22 protein-coding genes, 1 tRNA gene and 1 pseudogene are annotated in these 26,582 nt (G+C 68.7%); 7 read left to right on the top strand and 17 right to left on the bottom strand.

The genetic code is table 11. The features are described from left to right. Both MVA01S_RS00005 and MVA01S_RS00010 read right to left on the bottom strand, forming a co-directional pair. Window positions 1-362 (bottom strand): annotated as a pseudogene (locus tag MVA01S_RS00005) (L-seryl-tRNA(Sec) selenium transferase); the annotation flags it as partial. A gap of 62 nt (window positions 363-424) precedes the next feature. Continuing rightward, window positions 425-519, bottom strand: a tRNA-Sec gene (locus MVA01S_RS00010). 40 nt (window positions 520-559) lie between these two features. Between MVA01S_RS00010 and selD the strand changes: the two genes are divergently transcribed. After that, window positions 560-1,564, top strand: a complete 1,005-nt coding sequence (gene selD / locus MVA01S_RS00015) for a selenide, water dikinase SelD (protein ID WP_003929733.1) — start codon at window positions 560-562, stop codon at window positions 1,562-1,564. On the opposite strand, the gene MVA01S_RS00020 is transcribed toward selD, so the two are convergent. After that, a complete protein-coding gene (locus tag MVA01S_RS00020; protein ID WP_003929734.1) occupies window positions 1,561-2,385 on the bottom strand; it encodes a helix-turn-helix transcriptional regulator in 825 nt (274 codons plus the stop codon). The genes selD and MVA01S_RS00020 overlap by 4 nt on opposite strands. Before the next feature lie 88 nt (window positions 2,386-2,473). Here MVA01S_RS00020 and ilvD point away from each other — a divergent pair, with 88 nt between their 5' ends. After that, entirely contained in the window at window positions 2,474-4,315 is a 1,842-nt protein-coding gene (gene ilvD / locus MVA01S_RS00025; RefSeq protein ID WP_060941523.1) for a dihydroxy-acid dehydratase, read from the top strand. Window positions 4,316-4,342: 27 nt separating this feature from the next. On the opposite strand, the gene MVA01S_RS00030 is transcribed toward ilvD, so the two are convergent. Both MVA01S_RS00030 and MVA01S_RS00035 read right to left on the bottom strand, forming a co-directional pair. After that, a complete protein-coding gene (locus MVA01S_RS00030; protein ID WP_003929737.1) occupies window positions 4,343-5,842 on the bottom strand; it encodes a SulP family inorganic anion transporter in 1,500 nt (499 codons plus the stop codon). 213 nt (window positions 5,843-6,055) lie between these two features. Continuing rightward, window positions 6,056-6,640 (bottom strand): TetR-like C-terminal domain-containing protein, encoded by a 585-nt coding sequence (locus MVA01S_RS00035; protein ID WP_003929738.1) that lies wholly within the window; start codon window positions 6,638-6,640, stop codon window positions 6,056-6,058. Between the two features lie 85 nt (window positions 6,641-6,725). Between MVA01S_RS00035 and MVA01S_RS00040 the strand changes: the two genes are divergently transcribed. From MVA01S_RS00040 to MVA01S_RS00055, 4 genes are all read left to right on the top strand, one after another. Beyond that, window positions 6,726-7,184 carry a nuclear transport factor 2 family protein gene (locus MVA01S_RS00040; protein WP_003929739.1) on the top strand — a complete coding sequence of 153 codons (459 nt, stop codon included), beginning with the start codon at window positions 6,726-6,728 and terminating at the stop codon, window positions 7,182-7,184. Then, window positions 7,177-8,028, top strand: a complete 852-nt coding sequence (locus tag MVA01S_RS00045; RefSeq protein WP_003929740.1) for an NmrA family NAD(P)-binding protein — start codon at window positions 7,177-7,179, stop codon at window positions 8,026-8,028. The genes MVA01S_RS00040 and MVA01S_RS00045 overlap by 8 nt, the downstream gene beginning before the upstream one ends. Window positions 8,029-8,216: 188 nt before the next feature. Beyond that, window positions 8,217-8,795, top strand: coding sequence for a TetR/AcrR family transcriptional regulator (locus tag MVA01S_RS00050; RefSeq protein ID WP_003929741.1), 579 nt, complete (start codon window positions 8,217-8,219; stop codon window positions 8,793-8,795). Window positions 8,796-8,944: 149 nt separating this feature from the next. Then, window positions 8,945-9,523: a TetR family transcriptional regulator gene (locus MVA01S_RS00055; RefSeq protein WP_003929742.1), complete on the top strand. Its 579-nt coding sequence runs from the start codon at window positions 8,945-8,947 to the stop codon at window positions 9,521-9,523. Here MVA01S_RS00055 and MVA01S_RS00060 read toward each other — a convergent pair. From MVA01S_RS00060 to MVA01S_RS00080, 5 genes are read right to left on the bottom strand one after another with little or no spacing between them, the layout of a single operon-like run. Continuing rightward, window positions 9,520-11,865 (bottom strand): esterase-like activity of phytase family protein, encoded by a 2,346-nt coding sequence (locus tag MVA01S_RS00060; protein WP_003929743.1) that lies wholly within the window; start codon window positions 11,863-11,865, stop codon window positions 9,520-9,522. The genes MVA01S_RS00055 and MVA01S_RS00060 overlap by 4 nt on opposite strands. Window positions 11,866-11,913: 48 nt before the next feature. Continuing rightward, window positions 11,914-12,729, bottom strand: coding sequence for an ABC transporter ATP-binding protein (locus MVA01S_RS00065; RefSeq protein ID WP_003929744.1), 816 nt, complete (start codon window positions 12,727-12,729; stop codon window positions 11,914-11,916). Next, a complete protein-coding gene (locus tag MVA01S_RS00070; protein ID WP_040540727.1) occupies window positions 12,726-13,751 on the bottom strand; it encodes a FecCD family ABC transporter permease in 1,026 nt (341 codons plus the stop codon). Before MVA01S_RS00070 ends, MVA01S_RS00065 begins: the two co-directional genes overlap by 4 nt. Next, window positions 13,748-14,761 (bottom strand): ABC transporter substrate-binding protein, encoded by a 1,014-nt coding sequence (locus MVA01S_RS00075; RefSeq protein ID WP_040540728.1) that lies wholly within the window; start codon window positions 14,759-14,761, stop codon window positions 13,748-13,750. Before MVA01S_RS00075 ends, MVA01S_RS00070 begins: the two co-directional genes overlap by 4 nt. After that, complete coding sequence (locus tag MVA01S_RS00080) at window positions 14,758-15,783, bottom strand: ABC transporter substrate-binding protein (RefSeq protein ID WP_237024339.1); 1,026 nt, start codon at window positions 15,781-15,783, stop codon at window positions 14,758-14,760. Before MVA01S_RS00080 ends, MVA01S_RS00075 begins: the two co-directional genes overlap by 4 nt. Window positions 15,784-16,015: 232 nt before the next feature. Between MVA01S_RS00080 and MVA01S_RS00085 the strand changes: the two genes are divergently transcribed. Beyond that, the gene (locus tag MVA01S_RS00085; RefSeq protein ID WP_237024338.1) at window positions 16,016-16,264 is read left to right on the top strand and encodes a hypothetical protein; all 249 of its coding nucleotides are present in this window, start codon (window positions 16,016-16,018) and stop codon (window positions 16,262-16,264) included. 3 nt (window positions 16,265-16,267) lie between these two features. Here MVA01S_RS00085 and MVA01S_RS00090 read toward each other — a convergent pair whose 3' ends face one another. From MVA01S_RS00090 to MVA01S_RS00120, 7 genes are all read right to left on the bottom strand, one after another. After that, entirely contained in the window at window positions 16,268-18,442 is a 2,175-nt protein-coding gene (locus tag MVA01S_RS00090; RefSeq protein ID WP_003929749.1) for a molybdopterin-containing oxidoreductase family protein, read from the bottom strand. A 110-nt stretch (window positions 18,443-18,552) separates the two neighbouring features. Continuing rightward, window positions 18,553-19,317: a hypothetical protein gene (locus MVA01S_RS00095; RefSeq protein WP_003929750.1), complete on the bottom strand. Its 765-nt coding sequence runs from the start codon at window positions 19,315-19,317 to the stop codon at window positions 18,553-18,555. Between the two features lie 72 nt (window positions 19,318-19,389). Beyond that, entirely contained in the window at window positions 19,390-20,643 is a 1,254-nt protein-coding gene (locus tag MVA01S_RS00100; RefSeq protein WP_003929751.1) for an acyl-CoA dehydrogenase family protein, read from the bottom strand. After that, complete coding sequence (locus MVA01S_RS00105; protein WP_003929752.1) at window positions 20,640-21,704, bottom strand: phosphotransferase family protein; 1,065 nt, start codon at window positions 21,702-21,704, stop codon at window positions 20,640-20,642. The genes MVA01S_RS00100 and MVA01S_RS00105 overlap by 4 nt, the downstream gene beginning before the upstream one ends. Then, on the bottom strand, window positions 21,701-23,422 hold the full coding sequence (locus MVA01S_RS00110) for a 2-hydroxyacyl-CoA lyase (protein ID WP_003929753.1): 1,722 nt from the start codon (window positions 23,420-23,422) through the stop codon (window positions 21,701-21,703). The genes MVA01S_RS00105 and MVA01S_RS00110 overlap by 4 nt, the downstream gene beginning before the upstream one ends. Beyond that, a complete protein-coding gene (locus MVA01S_RS00115; RefSeq protein ID WP_003929754.1) occupies window positions 23,419-25,098 on the bottom strand; it encodes an AMP-binding protein in 1,680 nt (559 codons plus the stop codon). Before MVA01S_RS00115 ends, MVA01S_RS00110 begins: the two co-directional genes overlap by 4 nt. Window positions 25,099-25,155: 57 nt before the next feature. After that, window positions 25,156-26,535, bottom strand: coding sequence for an MFS transporter (locus tag MVA01S_RS00120; RefSeq protein WP_003929755.1), 1,380 nt, complete (start codon window positions 26,533-26,535; stop codon window positions 25,156-25,158). Window positions 26,536-26,582 lie beyond the last annotated feature (47 nt).

Here is a 26,582-nt window from a genome sequence, read left to right on the forward strand (position 1 = left end):
CCGCGGCCCCGCCGGGCGCGCCGGCCGGTCTCGAGGTCGAACTCGACGTCGGTGGCGCCCGCGGCGGTGACGATCGCGTCGACCGCGGCCTGCGACAGCGGCGCCCGCCCGAGATTGGTGTGCACGACCACGCCGGTGGCGTTGATGACGGCTTTCAGGCTGGTGGCCCCTGCGGGCAGCGCCGCGACGGCGTGCTCGGCGACCTCTTCGGGGGCGATGTCGCCCCGTCGGGCCCGCTGCTGGGCGTCGGCGATCACGCTCTTGACCAGCGTGCGGCCCAGTCGGTGTTCGGCATCGGCCAGGCGTGGGTCGGTCAGCAGGGCATCGGTGCGCGGCACCCGCCTCCGCGGGTCACCGTCCATAGCGATTTCGGCGCGTTGGTGCACCCTGCGTGTCGCATTGCGCGCCCGATTCACGGGAGACATGGCGGAGGCGGACGGGAATCGAACCCGCCAGCGACAGCGACTGCCGCTCAGCGATTTTGAAGATCGTGCCGGTCACCAGACCGAAAACGCCTCCCTGACCCATCAGTCCATCATGGCAGGGCAGCATGGAGGCCATGGTTTCCCCCGCGAAAATCCGCCTCACCCAGTTCGCCCACGGCGGCGGATGCGCCTGCAAGATCCCGCCCGGCGAGCTCGAAGACGTGGTGCGGGGGCTGACGGCTGCGACACCGCAGAACCCGCTCGGTGAACTGCTGGTCGGACTCGACGACGGCGACGACGCGGCGGCGGTGCGCATCGCCGGCGGCATCGCGCTGATCGCGACGACGGACTTCTTCACCCCGGTCGTCGACGACGCCTACGACTGGGGCCGCATCGCGGCCGCCAACGCGCTGTCGGACGTGTACGCCATGGGCGGGCGCCCGGTGGTCGCGGTGAACCTGCTCGGCTGGCCGCGCGACATCCTGCCGTTCGAGCTGGCCGCCGAGACGCTGCGCGGCGGGCTCGACGTGTGCGGCGCGGCGGGCTGCCACCTGGCCGGCGGGCACAGCGTCGACGACCCCGAACCCAAGTACGGCCTGGCCGTCACCGGCATCGCCGATCCGGACCGGCTGCTGCGCAACGACGCAGGCAGGCCCGGGGTCCCGCTGTCGCTGACCAAACCGCTCGGCATCGGGGTGCTCAACAGCAGACACAAGAACACCGGCGAGCGATTCGCCGAGGCGATCGACGTGATGACGACCCTCAACGCCGAGGCCTCCGAGGCGGCGTTGCTCGCCGGCGTCCGATGTGCCACCGACGTCACGGGTTTCGGGCTGCTCGGGCATCTGCACAAGCTGGCCCGTGCCAGCGGGGTGACGGCGGTGCTCGACGCCGCGGCGGTGCCCTACCTCGACGGTGCGCGAGAGGCGTTGCGCGACGGCTATGTCAGCGGCGGTACCCGCCGCAATCTGGAGTGGGTGGCCCCGCACGTCGACCTGTCGGCCGTCGACGAGGACGAGGCGCTGCTGCTGGCCGACGCCCAGACCTCGGGCGGGCTGCTGATCGCCGGAGAGATCCCCGGCGCGCCGGTGATCGGTGAGCTGATACCGCGGGGCGAGCACACGATCGTGGTGCGCTAATCCGTCAGCGCGCGAAGTCGTTGGGCCGCATCGGTTCCCGGGACCGGCAGGTAGGCGACGATCTGGATGTCGGGCACGTCGACGGGGGCCACCTGGTGGTGCTCGAGGCGGAGCTCCCCGGCCACCGGGTGGTGGAACAACCGCTCCCGCGAAGTGAACCGTTCGATGCTGGCCGCCTGCCACGCCGCCGCGAAATGCGCACTGCTCTCGGACAATCGGGCGACCAGCGCGGTGTAGGACGGCTCCCCCACCCGCGGTCCGGCGTCGGCGCGGAACTCGGCGAGAAAGCGCCGGCTGTCGGAGTCCCAGTCCGGCAGCAGTTCTCGGATGTAGGGGTCCATGAAGACCAGCCACAGCAGATTGCGGTCGGCGGCGGGCACCTGCTCGATGTTCGGGTACAGCGCGGCGTAGGCGGCGTTCCACGCGGCGATACCCCAGTCCGGGGTGATCGCGAACGCCGGATAGCCGTTCAGCGCGTCGAGGAACCGCTGGATCTGCGGCGGCAGTGGACCGTCCGAGACCGCGGGATCCACGGTGTATCCGCCGAGGGCCAGCACGTACTCGTACTCGGCGGCCGACAGCCGCAGTGCACGTCCGACCGCGTCGAGCACCTGCTTGGACGGGTTGATGTCGCGGCCCTGCTCCAGCCACGTGTACCAGGTGACGCTGACCCCGGCCCGGACCGCGACCTCTTCGCGGCGCAACCCGCTGGTGCGCGACCGAGGCAGTTCAGGCAGCCCATGGTCAGCCCGCGCCACCGCTCGGCGCCGCGCCCGCAGGAACTCGCCGAGGGCGAGCCGTTGCTGCGCGCGTCTGTCCATACATCCGAGGGTAGGCGAGGGTGGTGGTGGCGATACCAGCATCAGCGCCGTCTTCCCCCGCACGCGCCGACGGCCCAGGGTGGAGGTCATGGAGCTGAGGTCGCGCACGGTCACCCACGGACGCAACATGGCGGGGGCGCGCGCGCTGCTGCGCGCGGCCGGGGTGGACAGCGCCGACATCGGCAAGCCGATCGTCGCGGTCGCCAACAGCTTCACCGAGTTCGTGCCGGGCCACACGCACCTGCAGCCGGTGGGCCGGATCGTCTCCGACGCGATCCAGGCCGCCGGCGGGGTGCCGCGCGAGTTCAACACCATCGCCGTCGACGACGGCATCGCGATGGGCCACGGCGGCATGCTGTACTCGCTGCCCTCCCGTGAGCTGATCGCCGACTCGGTCGAGTACATGGTCAACGCGCACTGCGCCGACGCCCTGGTGTGTATCTCCAACTGCGACAAGATCACTCCGGGCATGCTGATGGCCGCGCTGCGGCTGAACATCCCGACGGTGTTCGTGTCCGGCGGCCCGATGGAGGGCGGCACCGCGGTGCTGGTCGACGGGACCGTGCGCACCCGGCTGAATCTGATCTCGGCGATCGCCGACGCGGTCAGCAGCGAGGTGTCCGACCCGGATCTGGCGCGCATCGAGGAGTCGGCGTGCCCGACGTGCGGCTCGTGCTCGGGCATGTTCACCGCGAACTCGATGAACTGCCTGACCGAGGCGCTCGGGTTGGCGCTGCCGGGCAACGGCTCGGTGCTGGCCACCCACACCGCGCGGCGCGCGCTGTACGAGGACGCCGGCGCCACCGTCATGGACCTGTGCCGGCGCTACTACGACGAGGACGACGCGAGCGTGCTGCCGCGCGCGATCGCCACCCGCGAGGCGTTCGACAACGCGATGGCGATGGACATCGCGATGGGCGGGTCGACCAACACGATCCTGCACCTGCTGGCGGCCGCGCGGGAGGCCGAACTCGACTACACCCTCGAAGACATCGAGAAGCGCAGCCGCGCGGTCCCGTGCCTGTGCAAGGTGGCGCCCAACGGGCACTACCTGATGGAGGACGTGCACCGCGCCGGCGGCATCCCCGCCATTCTGGGCGAGTTGTGGCGGGCCGGGCATCTGCACGAGACCGTGCACTCGGTGCACTCGCAGTCGCTGGCGGAGTGGTTGCGCCGCTGGGACATCCGCGGCGGACAGGCCAGTCCGGAAGCCGTCGAGATGTTTCATGCCGCGCCGGGGTGCGTGCGGTCGGCGTCGGCGTTCTCGCAGTCGGAGCGGTGGGACTCGCTCGACACCGACGCCGCGCAGGGGTGCATCCGCGACGTGCGGCACGCCTACTCCGAAGACGGCGGGCTCGCGGTGCTGCGCGGCAACCTGTCGGTCGACGGCTGCATCGTCAAGACCGCCGGGGTGGACGAGTCGATCCTGAAGTTCTCCGGGCCCGCGCTGGTCGTGGAGTCCCAGGAGGACGCGGTCGAGGCGATCCTGTCCGGTCGGGTGCAGCCCGGCGACGTGGTGGTGGTGCGCTACGAGGGACCCAAGGGCGGGCCCGGGATGCAGGAGATGCTCTACCCGACCTCGTATCTGAAGGGCCGCGGCCTGGGCAAGGTGTGCGCGCTGGTGACCGACGGCCGATTCTCCGGCGGGTCCTCGGGACTGTCGATCGGCCACGTCTCCCCCGAGGCGGCCGCCGGCGGGATCATCGCGCTGGTCGAGGACGGCGACCTGATCACGATCGACATTCCGCACCGCTCCATCGAGGTCGACGTGCCCGACGCCGAACTGGACCGTCGTCGGGCCGCGCTGGAGACCGCGGGCGGCTACAAGCCGCGCAACCGGCAGCGCGTGGTGTCGGCGGCGCTGCGCGCCTACGCCGCACTGGCCTTGTCGGCCGACAAGGGCGCGGTGCGCGACGTCGACGCGGTGTAGCGCCGCGTAATCCAACCCGGCGAACGCTCACTCACCGGTGAGCCGGCCGCTGAGCCGCGCGTGCCGCTCCGCACTGGGGTCGTTCATCCCGATGATGGTGACGGACTTGCCCTTCGCGGCGTATTTCGTGGTGATCGCGTCGAGTGTGGCGACGGTGGACGCATCCCAGATGTGGGCGTCGCTCATGTCGATGACGATGTTGTCGGGGTCGCCCGCATAGTCGAACTGGTAGACCATGTCGTTGCTGGAGGCGAAGAACAGCTCGCCGGTCACGACATAGACGCGGGTGTCCTCGTCAGCACTGTCGACGGGGACGACTTCGGTGAAATGCGCGACGCGGCGGGCGAACAGCACCATCGCCGCCAGCGTCCCGACGGCCACGCCATAGGCCAGATTGTGGGTCGCCACGGTGACGGCGACCGTCGAGATCATCACGAAGGTCTCACTCTTGGGCATGCGGCGCAACGTTTTCGGGTGGATGCTGTGCCAGTCCAGGGTGGCCACCGACACCATGATCATCACGGCGACGAGCGCCGCCATCGGGATCTGCGCGACCAGATCGCCCAATCCGACGACCAGGCCGAGTAGGAAAACCCCTGCCAGGAATGTGGAGATCCGCGTGCGGGCGCCGCTGACCTTGACGTTGATCATCGTCTGCCCGATCATCGCGCAACCGCCCATGCCGCCGAAGAATCCGGTGACGATATTGGCCACGCCCTGCCCGGCTGCCTCGCGTGACTTGTCCGAGTGGGTGTCGGTGATGTCGTCGACCAGCTTGGCCGTCATCAACGATTCCAGCAGCCCGACCAGGGCCACCGCCAGCGCGTAGGGCGCGATCACCCGCAACGTGTCCACGGTCAGCGGCACATCGGGGATCAGTAGTGACGGCAGGCTGGACGGGAGTTGGCCTTCGTCGCCGACGTCCGGCACGGACCAGCCGAACCCGACCGCGGCCACGGTCAGCAGCAGGATCGCCACCAGCGGGGCGGGTACCGCGGTGGTCAGTTTCGGCAGGCCGGCGATGAGCAGGACGCCGACCGCGACCATCGGATAGACCAGCCACGGCACACCGACGAGGTGCGGCACCTGGGACATGAAGATCAAGATGGCCAGCGCGTTGACGAAGCCGACCATGACACTGCGCGGCACGAACCGCATCAGCCTCGCCACCCCGAGACCACCGAGGACCACCTGCAGCACGCCGCCGAGGATCACCGCGGCGATCAGATAATCCAGGCCGTGGCTGCTCACCAGCGGGGCGACCACCAGCGCGACAGCTCCGGTGGCCGCCGAGATCATCGCCGGCCGGCCGCCGACGATCGCGATGGTCACCGCCATCGTGAACGACGCGAACAGGCCGACGCGGGGATCGACGCCGGCGATGATGGAGAACGAGATCGCCTCGGGGATCAGCGCGAGCGCGACGACCAGGCCGGCGAGCACCTCGGTGCGCAGCCGGCGTGGGGAACGCAGCGCGGCCAGCACAGACTGCTCCTGTTGCGGTGTCGGTTTCGCCGCCGTCTCCATCGGTAGGTCCCTTCGCGTGACGCGGGCACGATCAGCCGCGCACCGTTGCGCGAAAAGTGGGGTGCGGGGTGCTCATCGAAGCGCGATCGGGTCACACCACCGGACGATGCCGGGCGTCCCCCGCGATGGGCACCCTACTCGCATGACCGCGACATCCGGAAAAGCCTGTGGCGCAGACCACTTGCGGCCCCGAGGTCAGACCTAGCAGACCGGTCAGGGCCGGCCCAGGGCATGGAGCACGCTGTCGACGACGCGGTCGAGGAAGTCGGGCGTGGTGGGCAGTCGCCGCCCGCAGATCCGCCAGAAGACCGGCGCTGCAATCAGGTCCAGCGCGTATTCGACGTCGACGTCCGGGCGGACCTCACCCCGGGCGATCGCGGCGTTGATCACCTCCAGGCCTGACTCTCGGCGGACGAGGCCGATGCGCGCGGTGAGCGCGTCGGCCAGGTCGGGGTTTCGGGTGGCCTCGGCGATCAGGTCGGGCAGCACACGCGACATCTGGGGATCGCTGATCCAGTCGTCGACGGCGCGCACCAGCGAGGTCAGGTCGGTACGCAGATCGCCGGTAGTGCCCGGGTCGGCGGCGGGCACGCTGACAGTCGTCACCGCGTCGAGAACCATGTCCTGCTTCGACGGCCACCGCCGGTAGAGCGCCGCCTTGCCCGCCTTGGCGCGCCGGGCGACGCCGTCCATCGACAGCTTCCCGTAGCCGAGTGCCGCGAGCTCGTCGAGGACGGCCGCGATGATGCCGTCGGTCACCTCCGGCCGCAGCGCACGGGACCGAGCGGGGTCAGCCACGGCGGTCTCCTGACGTCATGCCGGAATAATAACGCGAGACGGAACCGTTCCGTACCGTGTGTTCCGATCGACCGAAGGAGAACCGATGCCCAGCGATGACGAACGTCGCGCCCATACCGACAGCATTGTGGATGCGCTGCTGAACAGCTTGCGGCGCGCAGACATGCGCGCCTTCGCCGATCAGTGGGCGCCCGACGGCGTGATGGAGTTCCCGTTCGCGCCGCCCGGCTACCGCGTGCTGCGCAGCCGCGCCGAGGTCTGGGACTACGTCAAGGACTACGGCAGCATCATCCGTCTCGACGACATCACCGAACAGCAGCGCCACCACACACTGGACCCCACGACCGCCATCCTGGAATTCTCCGTCGAGGGCGTCGCCCTGCAGACCGGCAACGACTACCGGATGGGCTACGTCTCGGTGATCACCACCGGGCCCGAGGGCATCGTGCATTACAAGGACTACTGGAACTCGTTGGCCGCCGCCGTCGCGATGGGTGGGGTCGACGCGGTCATGACCGCCTTCGGACAGGAGCCAAATGCCTGACCACGATTGGGTTCTCGTCACCGGGGCGACCGGGAACACCGGGTCGCGCGTCGTCACCGGACTGCGCGAGCTCGGACGGCGGGCCCGCGCCGCGAGCCGGAATCCCGACCCCGCCGACAGCGACGCCGTGACATTCGACTGGGCCGACGCGTCCACCTTCGCTCCTGCACTGGCCGGCGTCGGAGCCATCTACCTCGTCGCGCCGGTCAGCGTCGTGGATCCGCTTCCGATGGTGCGGCCGTTCCTGGAGTCGGCTGCGGCTGCCGGGGTGCGCCGCGTCGTGCAGTTGAGCTCGTCGGCGGTCACGCGCGGCGACCCGGTCCTCGGCGAGATCCACGACCTCGGCGCCCGGCTCCTCCCGGGGTACACCGCGCTGCGGCCGTCGTGGTTCATGCAGAACTTCGTCGGCGACCATCCGCTGGCCGACGGGATCCGCCGGTCCCGGGAGGTGCTCACGGCTACGGGGGCCGGCCGGTTGGGATTCATCGACGCGGCCGACATCGCCGCCGTCGCGGTGCAGGCGCTGATCCGCCCCCAGTACGCGGGCGGGGAACTGCTGCTGACGGGACCGGAGGCACTGTCCTATCCGCAGGCCGCCGCGCTGGTGTCAGAGGCGATCGGCGAGCCGGTGCGCCACGTCGACCTGAGCACCGGAGAACTGGTGACCCGCCTCACCGGGGCCGGCTACCCCGCCGAGTACGCCATGGCGCTGGCCGCGCTCGACGCACGAATCCGCGCCGGCGAGCAGGACTTCGTCACCACTGTGGTGGCCGAGATCACCGGACGTCCGCCGACCGCTCTGCGGGAGTTCTTGACCCGTGAACGAAGCAGAATCGCGCGCTGACGCCGCCGAACGTGGAGTTTGCCCGGCAAGTCATCCGTATTGGAGTGGCGGGTTTTTCCGCAGGCGCCGAATTGCGCGATGCGATTCGCCGGATTCGATGATGCTTTTCCCGCGGGCGGGGTTGGATTCCCCGTCCGCGGGCGGCTGCCGATTTTGGCGATAGGTGTTTGATAAGGGAAACTTGTCCAGTGTCAGCGCCTGATCGTTCCAGCAGCCTCCGGGAACGTAAGAAGACACAGACCCGCCTCGCGATCCGCCACCATGCGTTCCGGTTGTTCGAGACGAAAGGCTATGCGAACACGACGATCGAGCAGATCGCCGCGGCAGCCGAAGTCTCCCCGAGGACCTTCTACCGGTACTTCGGGGTCAAAGAGGCTCTGCTCGTCTCCGACGATCACAGTGCCCCCATCGCGGCGGCCTTCGCCGCCGCCCCGCGCGAGCTCAGCATCGCTGCCGCCTACCGGCACGCCGTGGAGCAGGTGTTCGGAAATCTCACGGCTGAGCAGCGCGAGGACGCCGTGGTCGGACAACGACTGCTCTATCAGGTTCCCGAGGCGCGCGGGCTCATCTACGCCGAGTACGTGGCGCTGATCGACACGATCGCCGATACCCTCACCGAACGCCTGGGCGAGGAATCCGACGACCTCGAGCGGCGGGTGATCGCCGGCGCGATCGTCGGAGTGCTGATCGCCGCGTCGCACAACACCCCACTGCCCCACGAAACCCTGTTGAAAGCGCTGGCCATTCTGGACACGAAATTGGTCTGAGCGCTTCGCTCAACCGGCAGAACATCCTGCACCAGGGAACTACCGCGATTACGCATGACGATTTCGCATGCACGATTCACGGACGCGATGCGAAAATCTGAATTCGGCCCACCTCGGTGAGGGAGCACGGTGGGAGGAGACCGGGAACCATGTCAGCGCAGGATCCCACGCGAAGTTTGCGGGAGCGCAAGAAAGTCCGCACCCGTCTGACCATTCGCCGGGAGGCTTTCCGCCTCTTCGAGGCGCAGGGTTATGCCAACACCACCGTGGAGCAGATCGCCGAGGCCGCCGACATCTCCCCGCGCACCTTCTACCGCTACTTCGGGGTGAAGGAGAAGTTGCTCCTCTCCGACGACAAGATCTCCCCGATCGTCCGTGCCTTCGTCGACGCGCCGCCGGAACTGTCCGTCGTGGCCGCCTACCGCCACGCCGTCGCCACCGTGTACTCGGGGCTGACCATCGAGGAGCGCGACGACGTCATGGTCGGCGAGCGGATGATGTACCAGATCCCGGAGGCCCGCGGGCTGATCTACGCCGAGTATGTCCGCCTCATCGACCTGATCGCCGACGGACTCGCCGAGCGTCCCGGCGCGCCGTCCGACGAGGCGGAGCGCCGGGTGATCGCGGGGGCGATCGTCGGGGTGCTGATCGCCGCGGCACACAACACCCCCCTACCTGACCGGGCGCTGGCCGAGTATCTGGCGATACTCGACCGTCGGCTGCACTAGCGCTGTCCGCCGAGGGCCTCACCGGCCGGTCCGAGGTCGAGAAACACCGTCTCGCCGTTGGCGTCGTCGAGGCCGTCGTTGTCGGTGACGACGTAGAGGTTGCCGTTGCCCGCGACCGCGAAGCCCTCGACCTTCTCCTGGGTGAAGCCCCGGCCACCCTGCAGATCGGGAAGCAGGTTGCGCGCCAACGTCTTCGGCAGCACCTGCATCGGCGCGGCATCGGCCGGAACGGTCACGCGGTAGATCGCCTTGACCCGGGCGTCGGGTCCGTTGAGCTTGTCGCGCTCCAGGATCAGCAGCTCGTCGTCGTGCACCTGGATCTCGGACAGTCCGATCCAGTCGCCCTCGGCGCCGGTGGATTCGAGTGGGTAGCCGAACCACTCCCAGGTGGCGTCGGCCGGCCGGTAGCGGCCCAGCCGGGCCACCCCCTTCGGATCGGACTCGACCTCGCGCTGCACCGCCACCCAGACCGCGTCGCCGTCGCTGCCGCTTCCGAAGGCCACACCTTCGAGACCCTGACCGCTCAGCCCAGCCGAAACCTCTTCGGGCAGAGCAACCTTGGTGTCGATCGAACCGTCGGCGGCGACGAACACCAGTTGGTTGCCCGGGCCCTCCTCGCCCTCGACCGCGAGCACGAAACCGCCGTCGGGCGTGGCCGCGACGCCTTCGACGTCGAGCGTGACCGGTTGTCCAGCCTCGGTGACCGGCAACTCGGTGTCGATCAGTGCAGGCGACGTGGTGAGGTCGATGCCGAGGATCCGCGACGGCCCGTACGCGGTGTCGGTGGCGGTGTAGAGCCGGTTGGCGTCGGCCGGGTCGGCCGTCAGCGCACCGAGCGCACCCCAGGCGATGGGGGCGCCGTCGAGGTCGCCGGACGCGATGGACGGGAAGACCGGCCTTCCGCCGGCCGCGGCGTACTGCTGCCCGTACCCGTACACGTTGACCGACGCCCGGACCCGGGCTTCGGCATCGTCGGACTCCGAGGAGACGACCAGCAGGCCGCGCGACGGGATGGGCAGCAGGCCTTCGGGTCCCGGTGTGGTCGACAGGATCTGGCGGAACCGGGGCGCGGTGACGTCGCTGATGTCGTAGACGGCGACGAAGTTGCTCCGCTCGGCGGCCACCAGCGCGACCGGGCGGCCGTCGAGCTCGGTGATCGCCAGCCCTTCCGGCTCGGGACCCTTTGCCTCGGCCCGGCTTTCGATGTGCATGCCGGTGCGCACGGCCAACGTCTCGATGCTGTTGCCCGCGTCCCACACCGGCTCGCCCGTCCCGGCGTCGAAGATGGTCCAGCCGCGGGTGCCGCCTTTCCAGTCGCCTTCGTTGGCGGTGGCGACGTGGTCGTCGCCGATCCAGCCGATCGCGTCGGGTTCACGCGGGGTGTCGGTGATCGAGCCGGTCTGATCGACGGTGCCGTCCTCGGCGGTGTCGATGCCGTCCACGGAAACGGTTCCGGCGCTGAAGATCTTCTGCACGGCGCCGGTGCGGCCGTCGACGATCGCGATGCCGTTGTTCTCCTGCAGGGTGACCGCGACCTGGCCGCGGGAGTTGATGCTGACGTACTCCGGCTCGAGGTCCTCGGGGGTGTCCAGGCCGGCGGCGCGGGCGGCGTCGACGTCGAAGTCCACCCGGCGCGGCGTCCAGCCCGCGGGGGCGCCGGTGAGGTCGATCAATTGCAGGAAGCCGGTCGGGGGCTGGGGCAGGTCCCCCTCTTCGGCGCCGGGCGGGGTGAACTCCTCGTCGCGCTGGTTCTCCATCGCGATGGCGGCGAAGCTGCCGTCCTCGGCGATCGCGATCGAGTCGGGTTGGCCGTCGAGGGCGATGCTGTGCACGCGGGTGCGGTCGGTCACCCGGACGACGTCGACGCGCCCGGACGGCTGAGTGAGATCGGCGCCGGTGGTGTCGACGACGACGAGGACGAACTCCCCGACCGCTGCCACCGAGGTGGGTTGATCGTCGGCATGGCCGAGCTCGGACAGTGAAAGCGTGCCTTTGCCAACAGGTTCTGCGGGATCGCGGATGTCGACGAACCCGATGCGTCTGCCCGCGGCGTCGGTGTAGATCACGGTGTTGCCGTCGGGGGTGACGGTGGAGATCTCGGCGACGGTCTCGGCGTCCACCGGCTCGGTGGCCGGCCTGTTCAGATATACCGGGTAGGTGGCGGTGCGGTGGTAGCGCCCGGCGTCGGGCAGGTCGAAGTCCAGCGCCGCCGCCGCGCGCGGCAGGACCGGGCGGGATCCGCTTGGTCCGCCGTCGTCACGCGTATCGGTGGAGCAGGCCGTGAGCAGCAGTGCCGCGCTCGTCGCGGCGGCTGCCGCGCGGGTCAGGTGCGAGGCCGTCATCCGTCACCCTCTTCAGTTGTGCCGATGGGACGGTTGACCTTGGCGTGGTCAGGTGAGCGGATCGAGATCAGCGGATGAACACCGGATGACGGGTCGGTGGCCGGCGACCTGCGGGGGTTCGAACCGGATGAACGGCCGTCCCCGGTCTGTCCCGATCCGGCAGCCGACCCCGTACACCGTCGCGACCAGTTCCTCGGTCAGCACGTCGCCGGGGGTACCCGACGCGACGACCCGGCCACCGGTCAGCACCACGAGCTCGTCGCAGAACATCGCGGCCAGGTTCAGGTCGTGCAGCGCGATCACCGCGGTGACATCCAATCGTCCTACCAGAGAGAGGATTTCCAGCTGGTGGGCGATGTCGAGGTGATTGGTGGGTTCGTCGAGCAGCAGCTCGGTGGGCCGTTGGGCCAGCGCGCGGGCGATCTGCGCGCGTTGCCGTTCCCCACCGGAAAGGCTGTGCCATAATCGTTTCCGCATGTCGGACAACCCTGTCGCGGCCAACGCGTCGCTGACTGCGGCATCGGCGTCGGCGTCGGCGCCGAACAGCGACCGGTGCGGCAGCCGGCCCAGCCGCACCACGTCCTCGACACAGATGTCGAGTTCGGTGTCGGCGTGCTGCCCGACCATCGCGACGCAACGCGCCACCTCCCTGCGGGGTACCCGGGTGATCGGCCGGCCGTGCAGCTCAACCCGTCCGGAGTCCGGGGCGTCGAGCCCGGCCAGGATCCGCAACAGGGAGGACTTCCCCGAGCCGTTGGGACCCAGCAGACCGACCACAGATCCACGCCGGGGCTCGACGGTGACCCCGTCGAGCACCACGTTGCCCGATCGTGTCCAGGTCACCTCGACAGCACGCAGTGTCATGACGGGACACGTCGCCGGCGGAACAGGATCAACGCGAACGCCGGGACCCCCACCAGCGCGGTGACGACACCGGTGGGCAGCTCCTGCGGCGCGAATACGGTGCGGGCCACCGCATCCACCCACACCATGAAGATCGCGCCGAGCAGCGCCACAGTCGGCAGCAGGCGGGCGTGCCCCGGCCCGACCAGAAACCGCGCCGCGTGCGGCAGCACCAGGCCGACGAAGCCGATCGCGCCGGCCGCAGCGACCACTGTCGCGGTCATCAGCGCGGTGAGCACGAGCAGCACCGCACGGGTGCGCTGCACCGACACCCCGAGCGTGGCCGCGGTGTCCTGGCCGAACGCGAAGGCGTCCATCGTCGGCGCCAGCAGCAGGCAGCACACCAGACCGAATCCGATGACCACCGCACAGAGCCGGACATCCGTCCACGTCGCCCCGGACAGCGAGCCCAGCAGCCAGAACAGCACCCCACGGGTCTGCTCGGCGTTGGCCGAGGACAGCACCACGAAAGAGGTCAGCGCCGAGAACAACTGGGTGCCGGCCACGCCGGCCAGCACGACCCGGTCGGTGCCACCCCCGGCGAAATACGCGAGCGAGAGGACCAGCCCGAACGACACCACCGCACCGATGAAGGCTCCGCCGGACAGCGTCAGCGCGCCGCCACCCACCCCCAGCACGGCGACCAGCACGGCGCCGGTGGACGCCCCCGAGGACACCCCGAGCACGAACGGGTCGGCGAGCGGGTTACGCAGCAGTGACTGCAGAATCGCTCCGCACAGCGCCAGCCCGGCCCCGCAGAGCGCGGCCAGCACGGCACGCGGTAGCCGCAGCTGCCAGACGATGCCGTCCTGCAGCCGCGACACCCCGGAGGCTGGGCCACCCAGATGATGAACGACGACGGCGTACACGTCGGACACCGAGATGGCCGCCGGTCCGATGGTGATCGCGACCGCGCCCGACACGATCAGCAGCACGCCGGCGGACACCCACAGCGCCGGCAACAGCCACGGCCGGGTCCTCACCTCGCGGCCGGGAAACCGAACCGGTTCAGGCCCTCGGCGACCTTCTCCACACCGTCGACGGTGCGGATCGACGGGTTCAGGTCGGCGCCGTTGACCACCAAGTACCGCCGTCCGCGGACCGCGCTGAGCTGGCTGGTTACCGGATTGGATTCCAGGAACGCGATTTTGGAGTCCAGTGCGTCGCCTTCGATGGTGCGCCGGCTCAGGTCGGCGAGCACCAGCACGTCGGGGTCGCGGTCGGCGACGGTCTCCCAGCTGACCTGTGGCCACTCTTCTCCGGTGTCGTCGAACACGTTGCGCAGCCCGGTGTGGGCGGCGATCACCCCTGGCGAGCCGCAGCAGCCGGCCATGTACGGCGTGCGGATGTCGGAGAACCAGAACGCGGCATCGACGCCGGGTGCGACCGGGGTGACAGCGTCGAGACGCTGCCGCAGCTCGTCGACCAGTTGGTCGCCGCGCTCGCGGACATCGAAAATCTCGGCCAGGTCCGTGATTTCGCGGTAGATCAGGTCCATGGTCAGCGGGGTGGACCGCTCTCCGTCCTCGCTGGTGATGACCTTGCCCTCACAGTCGCTCGGCGACATGTAGGTGGGCACTCCGAGGTTCTCCAGCTCGTCGCGTTCGGCCACCCCGCCCGCGCCCAGCGTGCCGACGAACGACGCGGTGACCAGGTCGGGGTCGACGTCGAGCACCGTCTCCAGCGATGGCTTGTTATCGGCGAGACGCGGCACCGCGGCGTTGTCGGCGGCCAGGTTGTCCCGCACCGGGTCCGTCCAGGTGGCGGTGCCCGCCATCCGGTCGGCCAGGCCGAGCGACAGCAGGATCTCGGTGGAGCTCTGGTTGAGTGAGACCGCGCGCTGTGGCGGTGCGTCGACGACGACATCGCGACCGCAGTTGTGCACGGTGCGGGGGTAGTCGGCGGCCTCGGCGGTACCGGCAGCCGGAGTGTCTGCCGTGCTGCAGCCTGCGGCGACCAGCATCGCCGCCACCGTCACGAGTGCGCGCTTCATCGGCTCTGGTCCAGACCGGCGGCCAGCTTCTCGATGGCGTCGATCTCCCGGATACCCGGATCGAGTTCGGATCCGGTGAGCACCACGTAGCGCTGCTCCCGCACTGCGGTCATGTTGCGGGTGACCGGATTGTTCTGCAGGAACTGCTTCTTGGTCTCCAGCGAGTCACCCTCGATGCGTTTGCGGCTCAGATCGGCCAGCACCAGCACGTCGGGGTCGCGGTCGGCGACCGCCTCCCAGCTCACCTCGGGCCAGTCCTCGCGGGCGTCGGCGAACACGTTGGCGGCGTCCACGATCTCGGCGTACATGCCCGGCGCCGAACAGCATCCGGCCATGTACGGCGTCTTCACACCGGAGAACCAGAACGCCACGGTCGGCTGTGGCCCGTCGCCGTCCTCTTGGATCACCGTGTCGAGCCGCTGCTGCAACTCGGCGACCAGGTCGGCGCCGCGCTGCTGGACGTCGAAGATCTGCGCCAGCTCGGTGATCTCCTGGAACAGCGTGTCGATGCGCAGCGGTTCGATGCGGGTGACCTGCTCACCGGCGACCTCCGCACCTACGCACACCGACGGCGACTGGTAGGTGGGGATGCCGAGCTCGGCGAAGCGGCTGCGCTCGGCAACCACGGCCGGGGTGAAGGTGTGCGCACTGGCCGAGGTCACCAGGTCGGGATCGGCGTCGAGGACGGTCTCCAGCGACGGGTCGTTGTCCGCCAGCCGCGGAACCTTCGCGTTGTCGTCGGCCAGCTGCGGCAGCACCGGATCGAACCAGGTCGACGTCCCGGCCATGCGGTCGGCCAGCCCCAGCGACAGCAGGATCTCGGTCGAGGCCTGGTACAGCGACACCGCCCGCTGCGGAGGCCCGTCAAAGGTGACCTGCACCCCGCAGTTGTCCAGGGTCAGCGGGTAGACGGTGCGACCCGGCTCCGCCGCGCCGACGCCGTCGGCCGGTGCGGGACCGTCGTCGCGCGCGCACGCCACGCAGGACAGCAGTAGGACCAATAACGCGGCAACAGAGCGCACAGTGCAATTCCTTCGGTGCCGGGCCCATTCGCGGAGCCAGCCGACAATGACACGGGTTGCCGGCGGTCGGACTCGAGCCGATGCGGCCCATACCGTTGCGCGTCAGTTCCGGATTCGCACCGGATTCCCGACAACCTCGCAGCGCACTGTAGCAAAACCTTCCCGGCCTCCGGCATCTCGCCGAGCGCCGCCACTCCCGGTGACGGAAAATAGCGGAATGAACAGTTCCGAGTTGAGTATCGCGGCTTGGGATTTGGTGGAGCACTGCCTGCCATGGCTGACCCCGGAGGAACGGAGCACCGCGTTCGTTCGGTTGGGGGTCGGTGATTACAACGACGCGATGGTGATCGCGCTGAGGTCGACCGCCCGCGCGGATCAGGCCCTACCGGCTCAGCTGCTGTCCCGGCTCACCACGCTGCAACAGGTGTACTACTTCGACCGGGATCTCGCCGAGGTTCTGGCCGTGGTGTCACGGGCGTAGCGCTCAGCTGGCGGCAGCCTGCTCCTCGAGCTTCTCGACCTCGACGAGATTGTCGCCGTAGACGCCGGCGTTACCGAGACCGCAGTGCCGGTCCGCGGTGATCGCGTTGACCGTGGTGCCCGACGTCTTGCCCTGCCAGTGTCCGACGTTGGCCATCACCAGGCCGGGCATCAGTCCCGGCTCGTAGGCCGCGGGGCCCTGGAACGAGCCGCGGTCGTTGAAGACGCGCACCGTCTCACCTTCGGCGATGCCACGCTCGGCCGCGTCCGCGGGATGGATGAAGACCCGCTGGCCGCCCTGGACCTGCTGCTTGTCCGCGGCGTTGCCGTACTGGCTGTTGAGGAACGCATGCGGCTTCGGCGAGATGATCGACAACGGATAGCGTTGGGCGAGTTCGGGGTTGGACTGCGGGGACTCGAACGGCGGCACGTAGTCCGGCACCGGATCGACGTAGCCGCCGGGCTGCATCCCCTCGTACATCGACCGCCACACCGGGACGACGAAGTTTCCGCCTTCGGCGAGACTGGACTTGAACTCGCACTTGCCCGACGGCGTCGGGAAGTTGCCTTCGGCGTGCGGAGCACGGGTGTCGGGGGTACCGACGTTCAGCCGCATCCAGCCGACCTCTTCGAGTTTCGAGTAGGTGATGCCGTTCAGCGCCGGCGCGTCCCAGTCGTGAAAGTCGATGAGCATCTGCCGATCGGTGCGGTCCCAGTAGTCGTCCTGGAACCCCATCGTCTTGGCCAGCCGCCGGAACAGTTCCACGTTGGGCACGCACTCCCCGGGCGGCTCGATCGCGGGCTGGTTCAGTGAGATGTACAGGTGACCCCAGGTCACCATGATGTCGAGCTGTTCGGCCTGCATGGTGGCCGGGAGCAGCAGATCGGCGAATTTCGCTGTGTCGGTGATGAAGTGCTCGCTGACGACGGTGAACAGATCGTCGCGCATCAGGCCACGCATCGTCTTTTCCTGCGCTGGGCCTTGTGACACCGGGTTGGAGTTGTACACGAACAGCGACTTGATCGGCGGGTCGAGCTCCATCTCGCCGGTGAGCGCCATGCCCAGGTCGAGCTCGTTGACCACGCGGGTGCCCTCCGGAATCCACTCCGGTTTGCAGATCGCGTCGAACTTGGTGGGGAACTCCCAGATCGGCATCTCCATGGTGCCGCCGCCCACATGACGCCACGCCCCGACGAGTGCGGGCAGACAGGTGATGGCGCGGATCGCCTGTCCGCCACCACGACTACGTTCCAGTGCGACCCCTTGCCGGATGGCCGACGGCTGGCTGGTGGCGTATTCGTAGGCGAGTTTGCGTACGTCGGCGGCGGGGATGCCGGTGATCTCCTCGACACGTTCGGGTGGGTAGTTCGCGGCGCGCGCGGCGAGTTCGTCATAGCCGACGGTGTAGCGCTCGACGTAGTCGGTGTCGACCAGCCCCTGCGCGATGATCTCGTGGATCATGCCCATTGCCAGCGCGCCGTCGGTGCCGGGCCGGATCGGGATGTGCCAATCCGCCTGCCGCGCCGTGCGGTTGAGTACCGGATCGATCACGACGATCTTTGCGCCGTTGTTTCTGCGGGCTTCGAGCAGGAACGGCCAGCCGTGCAGGTTGGTGCTGGTCATGTTCATGCCCCAGACGATGATGTACTTCGAGTACGCCATCGATTCGACGTCCAGCCCGCCGCTGCCGCCGACGGTCATGTGCCACGCCGTCGACGAGCCGGACTCGCAGTAGGTCTTCTCCGCGACGGTCGAGCCGAGCCGGTTGAAGAACGCGTCCCCGGACGTCAACCCGTTGAGCACGCCCTGGTGCCCGAGATAGGCGTGCGGCATGATCGCCTGGCTGCCGTACTCGGCGATGATCGACGTCCAGCGGGATTTGATCTCGGCGAGCGCCTCGTCCCAGGTGATCCGTTCGAACTCGCCGGCGCCTTTGGCGCCGACCCGGCGCATCGGGTAGAGGAGCCGGTCGGACTGGTAGTGGTGTTCGTGGAAGTTCTTGACCTTGACGCACAGCCCGCCCCGCGTCATCGGGTGGTCCGGATCGCCTTTGACGTCAACGAGTTTGCCGTCCTCGACGTGGTAGAGCATCGCGCAGGTGTCGGGGCAGTCGTGGGGGCAGGCGCCCCGCACGATCGTCAGCGGCTTGGCGGAAGCGGGTACGGCGTCCAGCGTCATGGTGGTGTCCTTGTGACGGGGGCTGCGGACGCGTCCAGTGAAGGCCACGAGTGTGGCACCGCAATTTCGTCGACATTAAGTCGATGTGACCGTGGCCCCGGCTTCGGTCTTCAGTGGCCTGACTCAGCGGTCCGCCGCGTCAACCACTGCACGATCGGCCGGCAGGCCGGCCACGTGTCCGACGGCTCCAGGACGACCGGTGTCCGTGCCAGGCCGCGCTCGAGCCACGTGCGCGCTTCGACAAGGGCCATATCGGCGAAGCGGGTGTCCGGGTCGGTGTTGCGCCCTTCAGCGGTAACGAGCACGCGGCCGATCGAATCCGGCACCAGGAAGGCGTCTGCGACCATTCCCGAGGTGTCGCCGTCGATCGACACGGCGCACGTCAGTTCGTCGCCGCCCGCCAGCCTGGCCCCGATCAGCACCTCCTCACCGGCACCCGGCGCGTGGGTCACCCGGACCGCCCGGTAGACCTCCACGTCGGCCAGATCTGCCAGCCACCGGGGCGCGGTGTCGCGGCGTGCGTCGACCTCCCGGCGGCACTGCGCCCGCAGTTCCGGGTCGTCGAGAACATCGGCCAGCACCGCCAGCAGTGCGGTCGTCTCGTGGGCCGGCGTGTGGAGGAAGCCGTCGAGCAGTCGGGCCAGATCGACGGACTCCCGCTGGTCGTCCGGCGGCAGCCAGCCCGCCGGGGCAGGCTTGGTCGCCTCGATGAGCACGCTGACCACCCCCAGAAGATCCAGCGGATGACCGGCCAACGCCTGGCGCACCTCGTCGACGAGCAGTGTCTCCTCAGGGGATCCGGGTTGCTTCCCGGTCGACCGCTGGGCATCGCGGCGCATCTGCTTGGCCTTGCGGCGCCTGCGTGCGTCGTTCATGACCGCGACGCTACTCGCGGCAGGCGCCACCACCGACCACCGGCCACCGCCCGAGGCGGGCCGACACCTTCGTCACCCGTGTCTACGCAGCTCCGACTTCGCGATCGACCGCAGATGGACTTCGTCGGGCCCGTCGAAGATCCGCATCGAGCGGTGCCAGCCGTACATGGCGGCCAGCGGGACGTCATCGCTCACGCCCGCACCGCCGTACACCTGGATGGCACGGTCGATGACCTGCAGCGCCACCCTGGGCACCGACACCTTGGCAGCGGAAACCAGTTGTGCGGCAGCCTTGTTCCCGTATTCGTCGATCGTCTTCGCCGCATACTGGCACAGCAGTCTGGCCTGATCGATCGCGATCCGCGACTCCGCGATTCCCTGCTGAATGGTCCCCTGGTCGGCGAGCGGCCCGCCGAACGCGACGCGTGCCTTCGCCCGCGTCGTCATCAGGGCCAGCGCACGTTCGGCCGCGCCGAGCGCCCGCATGCAGTGATGGATCCGCCCCGGCCCCAGCCGCGCCTGCGCGACGGCGAAGCCCGCGCCCTCCTCGCCGAGGATATTGGCCACCGGCACCCGCACGTCCTCGTAGGTGACTTCGCAGTGGCCGTGCTGATCGTGGCGGCCGAACACCGGCACGTCGCGCACGATGGTCACCCCGGGGGTCTCGACGGGAACCAGCACCATCGACTGCTGACGGTGGGGGGCGGCGTCCGGGTCGGTCTTACCCATCACGATGAGCAGCCGGCAGCGCGGATCGGCGGCCCCGCTGGTCCACCACTTCCGGCCGTTGATGACGTAGTGGTCGCCGTCGCGTTCGATCCTGGTTTCGATGTTGGTGGCATCGGAACTCGCGACGTCGACCTCGGTCATCGAGAAGGCCGACCGGATCTCGCCGTCCAGCAGCGGGCGGAGCCAGCGCCGCTGTTGTTCGTCGGTGCCGAACAGATGCAGCAACTCCATGTTCCCGGTGTCCGGCGCCTGCCCGTTGGTGGCCTCGGGTGCCAGATGCAAGCTCCACCCGGTGATCTCGGCCAGACCCGCGTAGTCGAGCTGTCCGATGCCCGACTCGGCGGGCAGGAACAGGTTCCACAGGCCGCGCGACCGCGCCTGCTTCTTCAAGTCCTCGACCACCGGCGGCACCACGTGGTCGTCGGGCCCGGCATCGCGCCGGTAGCGCTCGTAGTCGTGTTCGGCGGGGAACACGTGACCGTGCATGAAGTCGACCAGTTCCGCCCGCAGTTCGAGCGCGCGGGCGGACGGACGCAGGTCGAGCGCGGCCCCGCCGTCGGCAAGGGTTGATTCCAGTACCGCGGTGTCCGTCGTCATCGGGTTCCTCTCAGAGCGGGGGAAGGTGCGCGCGTCGCCCGTTCCAACGCGCGGTTCAGCAGCGGGCCGACCATGTCGCCGACGCCCTCGAAATCCGCACCGGTGGTGTGTCCCTGGAGGTGGCGGGCGTGGATGCCCTCCAGGATCACGGCGATCTTGAAGTCTGCGAACACCAGGTACCAGTCCAGATCGGTGACGTCGATGGAACGGGCCTGCGCGTAGGCGTCGACGAGTTCGTCGCGGGTCGGAAAGCCCGCCATCGCGGTGGCTCCCGCGGTGATGGGGTTGAAGAACTCGCCCTCGTGATCCCAGAACGAGCAGAGGATCCCGAGGTCGGTGAGTGTGTCGCCCAGGGTCGACATCTCCCAGTCGAGCAGCCCCAGGATCGTTGTCGGGTCGTCACGGTCGACCATCAGGTTGTCGATCTTGAAGTCTCCGTGCACGATCCCGGGAAAACGGCTGTCCGGCATCGCAGCTCGCAACCGCCTGTGCAACTCGTCGACCTCCGGACGCGGAGAGGTCGCCGATGATTCCCACTGGCGCTGCCACCGTTTCAGCTGGCGCTCCAGGTAGCCGTCCGGATGTCCCCAGTCCGCGAGCCCGACCCCGGCCGGATCCACCTCGTGCAGCGCGACCAGCGTCTGCACCGCTGCGTCGGCGAGCGCTCGACGTTGCGCCGGAGTCAGTCTGGCGGTGTCCTGCGGAGTCCGCAGCGTGATGCCGTCGAGCTTGTCCATCACGTAGAACGACGCGCCGATGAGTTCCGGGTTCTCACAGAGCCCGACAGTCTTCGGAACGGGCACCGCGGTGCCGTGAAGCGCTGTCAGCGCCCGGTATTCGCGTCCCATGTCGTGCGCGGTCGGCAGCACGTGCCCCACCGGGGGGCGGCGCAGGATCCAGAACCTATCGCCGTCCGTGAGCTCATAGGTGGGATTGGAGCGCCCGCCGGCGATCAACCGGGACTGCAGCCGCTCGCCGACCGGTTGGGCATCGACGGCGGCCAGCCACCGCCGGACACGTTCGTTCGCGCCGTCGTCCAGAACCTGCCCGGTGCCGCTCATGACGCGCTCACCTCGTAGCGCCGCAGCTCCGCGGCATTCCACGGACCGACCGCCTGCCGTGGCGGCACCTCCGCGAGCCCGCCGAGATAGTCGGCGGACTTGGCGTGCCGGGAGACCAGGACGTCGACCACGGCCGGTGCGTTGTCGAGGGCGCGTTTGAGGGCGTCGGCCAGTTCGCTCGCGTCCTCGACCCGCTCGCCGTGCGCGCCGAGGCTGCGCCCCAGCAGGTCGTACCGGCAGCCGGGCAGATCGACCCCGACGATATTGCCGTCGAAGCGGTCGACCTGGTCGTGCCGCTCGATGTTCCACGCCTCGTTGTTGACGACCACGAACACCGCCTTGGCACCATGCCGGACAGCGGTGTCCACCTCCAGCGCCGTGAAACCGAAACTGCCGTCGCCGATCACGGCGATGACGGGATCGTCCGGCCGTTGCAGCGCTGCCGCGACCGCGAACGGCACCCCGACGCCGAGACAGCCCAGCGCACCGCAGTCGAGGTAGTCGACAGGCTTGAGCCCGACCCGGGCGAACGACAGGATGTCGCCGCCGTCGGCGATGGCGACCGAGCGGTCGGTCAGCAGATCGTTGACCGCGCCGATGACGAAGTTCGGTGTCATCCGGCCGTCCTCGTCCGGGTCCGGCGCAGCCAGTTTGGTCGCGAGCGCGCGTGCGCGGGCGGCGTTGGCCGTGCGGAGGTCCTCGATCCACGCGCGGTCCGGCGCGCTCGGCGCCGCACCACGTGCCAACAGCGCTGCCAGCGCCGCGCCGGTGTCGGCATGCATTTCCACATCGCCCCGGCGGTTCTCACCGAGCTCGTCGAAGCAGGTGCCGATCCGCAGGAAGCGGGCATCGGGCGCGAAGACCGCGGGCGAGCCGTAGCCGAGCTGGAAATCCAGTCGCCGGCCGAGCGTGATGACGAGGTCTGCCTCGTTCATCGCGCGACCCCGGACAGCGGGGACGAAGCCGGGAACGTCGTCGCGGATGGCGCCGCGGCTCTCCCCGGAGTCCAGATACACCGCCCCGGTCGCCGAGAGAAACTCGCGCACCGTGGCGGCCGCCGCACGCACCGACCGGCCGCCGATCACGAGGATCCGCGACGCGTCCCGGATCAGCTCGGCGGCGCTGTCGACAGCCACCGGGTCGGGCCCCACCACCGTCGGCTCGCGTCGCCGCATGGCCAACGCCGGGATATCGGCTTCGTGCACGACCTCGTCGAGCAGGTCGGTGGGAAAGTCGATGTAGGCCGGACCGGTTGCTCCCGTCGCCGCACCGATCGCGGCCGCGATCACCTTGTCCAGCCGTGGGATCACATGGTGGCGTTCGGAGACCTGTTCGGCGAGTCGCGTGATCGGCCTGACCACGCTCGCCTGGTCGATGTCCTGCATCGCGGCCATCCCGGTTTGTGGCCGCGGCGCCCGCCCTGAGATGACCAGCACCGGGCTGCGCCCGACGAACGCGTTCGAGATGGCCGTGACCGCGTTGGTGAGACCCGGCCCCGCCGTCACGAGGGCCACGCCCAGCTCGCCGGTGAGCTCTGCACCGGCATGGGCCATGTAGACCGCCGCCGCCTCGTGGCGTACGTCCACGATCTCGATGCCGTTGCGCGCCAGGGCATCCCATATCGGCTGAATGTGGCCACCGCAGAGGCCGAATACCCGGCGCACACCCTGACTGCGCAGGCGCTCGGCGATCAGCTGAGCAACTGTCGTCGAATTCATGGCTGACGCGTCACCTCGTCCCGCCGCACCGGGTGGTCCAGGCCGCGCTTGACCGTCCAGCCGGCTTCCTCCCGGTCCCACTGGGTGCTCGACTGTTCGGCGGCCCGCAGCGTGCGCTTGAGCACCTTCCCGGTCGGGGTCTTCGGCAGTTCGGGAATGAACTCCAGGTAGCGGGGCACCGCGAAGTACGGCAGACGCTTGGTGCAATGCGCCAGCACGGCAAGGTGATCGGGCGTTGCAGCACCGTCGGACACCACGAGGTAGGCCTTGATGTCGTCCTCCCCCTCGGTGGCCGGTTTGGCGATCACCGCGGACTCCTCGATCTCGGGCAACTCCGACAGCGCCACCTCGATGTCGTAGGCGGTGACGTTCTCGCCTTTGCGCCGGATGCGGTCGTTGAGGCGATCCATGAAGTAGTAGTAGCCGTCGGAATCCCGGTAGGCGGCGTCCCCGGTGTGAAACCACAGGTTCCGCCACGCCTCGACGGTCCGATCGGGCATCGCGTGATACTCCAGGAACGTGGTGAACGGATAGCGTGGGCGAACCACGATCTCGCCCACTTCCCCGTCCGGCAGCGGTTCGTCGGTGTCGGGGTCCACAACGGCCACCTCGAACCATTCGTCGAGCGCCTTACCGCAACTGCCCGGGCGCAGCGGTTCACCGGCGGGCCGGTAGAGCGGTAGACAGATCTCGGTCATCCCGTACGCCTCGATGCATGTCGTACCGAACCGGCGCTCGAAATCCTCCGCGATCACCGAAGGCAGCGGAATCGTCACCATCCGGCGCACCCGGTGGTGCGTGTCCTCGGCGCTCGCGGGGCGATTGAAGATGTACTGCGCCATCACGCCGAGCAGACTCGTCACGGTCGCACCACAGTCGCGCAGGTCCTCCAACCACCGGCTCGCGCTGAACGATTCGGCGATGACAAGCTCTGCACCGGTCATCAGGCACGGCAGCACCTGCATGAACTGCGCATTGGCATGGAACAACGGCAGACATACGTAATAGACGTCCGACGAGTCGATCTGCAGTTGCTCGACGACGTGCGCGGCGAACGTATGCATGTGGGCGTGTGGCACCACCACACCCTTGGCCGGGCCCGTCGTTCCGGAGGTATAGAGAATCGCAGCCGGGTCGCGGTACGACACCTCGACCTCGGGCGGTGTCCCGCCCGAGGAGTCGAGGTCATCCAGGGCAACTGCTTTCCAGGGCATTTCGGTCATCGATCCACGGACGACCACGGTGCCGAGCGTCGTCAGCTCGCCCGCCACATCCACGAGGGCATCGCTGTACTTGGCGTCGATGATCGCGACCCGGGCGCCGGAGTTGTTGGCGATGTGGGCGAGGCTGCCGCCTCGGCACGCGGTGTTGGCCCCGACCTGCACGGCGCCCAGGAGGTTGATCGCAAACCAGCTCACGACCAGGTCGATCGAGTTGTCCATCAACAGCACCACCCTGTCGCCCTGCGCGACACCGAGTGTGGCCAGGCCCCCGGCCCTGCGCTCGGCGAGCTCCAGTAATTCGGCGTACGTCAGGTGCTCGCCGGACAGGGCGCGCATGGCGACCTTGTCGGGATGGGTGGTCGCCGCTTTCCTCAGGAACGCCGGAAGGGTGAAACCCGTCCGTTGCTCGGGAGTGAACCGGGTGGTGGCGTGGGGCGCCAGGGTGGAGGTCATTCTGCCTTTCCTGCAAGGTGATCGGCGGGATTGGAGGGTCGGGGTGTCGCGGATGGATCAAACCTGCGCGGCAGGTTTGTCCTCCATGTCGTTGTTCTTGGTCTCGGGCAGAGCAAGGATGGCGACAAGGCTCACCGCGGACAGCGCCGCCAGCAGTACGCCGACCCAGATGCTGGAGTAGTTGGCGACGATCTGGGCCGCCAGGATGGGCGGTATGGCGCCGCCGATGATGCCGCCGAGGTTGTAGCTCAAACCCGCTCCGGTGTAGCGGAATCGGGACTGGAACATCTCCGGCAGCAGAGCGCCGGCCGGCCCGTTCGCCACACCGTAGACCGCCAGGGACACGGTCACACCGATCAGGAATGCCAACGGCGAGCCGGTGTCCAGCAGCGGGAACAGCGCCAGCGACCAGATCACCGCGCCGCCGTAGGCGCAGGCGATGACCTTCCGGCGGCCGACCTTGTCCGAGATGATCGCGGCGGCCGAGGTGACGACGCCCAGCACCACGGCGGCGATCATCCCGAAGCCGAGAATCGTCGTCCGGCTCATGTCGAGCGACCCGATGCCGTAACTCGTGAGGAAGGTGCTGCCGGTGTAGAACATCGAGAACACGGTGGACATCGCTACACCGGCGAGCGCGATCTGCTTCCACTGCTTCCGGATCGCATCGCCGAACGGCAGTTTGACCGGTGCGGCCTCACGCTCCTGGTTGAGCTTCTGGTTCTTGAAGACCGGGGTCTCCTCGACCGAGAGGCGAATCCACAGACCGACGATGACAAGCAGCATCGAGGCGATGAAGGGCAGTCGCCAGCCGTAGTTCTGGAACGTGTCGCTGTCGGCGCCGATGGTGATCGAGGCAATCCAGAAGGTGCCGCTGGCGAGGAAGAAGGCGCATGCCGGGCCGAGCTGCGGATAGACCGCCATCCTGCCGCGCTGTCCCTTGGGCGCGTACTCCGCGGTGAGCAGCGTGGCTCCGGCCCATTCCCCGCCCATGGCCAGGCCCTGCAGGAACCTCATCGCCACCAGGATGACCGGCGCCCAGATTCCGATGCCGCCTTCGAAGAGCCCGAACACCGACTGGTTGTAACCGGGCAGCACACCGATCAGCACAGTCGACAACCCCATGATGAGCAAAGTCCAGACCAGCGTGCGCTTGCGACCGATCCGGTCGCCGAAGTGGCCGAACAGAATCGACCCGACGGGGCGTGCGAAGAATGCCACACCGAACGTCGCGAACGACGCGATGGTGCCCATCGCGGGGCTGCTGCTGGGGAAGAAGACTGCGGGAAACACCAGGGCAGCGGCTGTGCCGTAGACGAAGAAGTCGTAGTACTCGATGGTGGTGCCGATCAGGCTGGCAGCACCGACTTTCCGAAGACTTCGCTGGTCAGTGCCGGTACTTACAGCGGGAGGCCGCGTTGCGCTCTGCTGGGTCATCAATTTCTCCAGGGTTCGACGATGCGTCTTTGGTCCTACCATAGGTG

The organism is Mycolicibacterium vaccae NBRC 14118 = CIP 105934, from assembly GCF_001552715.1.
In the GTDB taxonomy this organism is placed as follows: Bacteria; Actinomycetota; Actinomycetes; order Mycobacteriales; family Mycobacteriaceae; genus Mycobacterium; species Mycobacterium vaccae.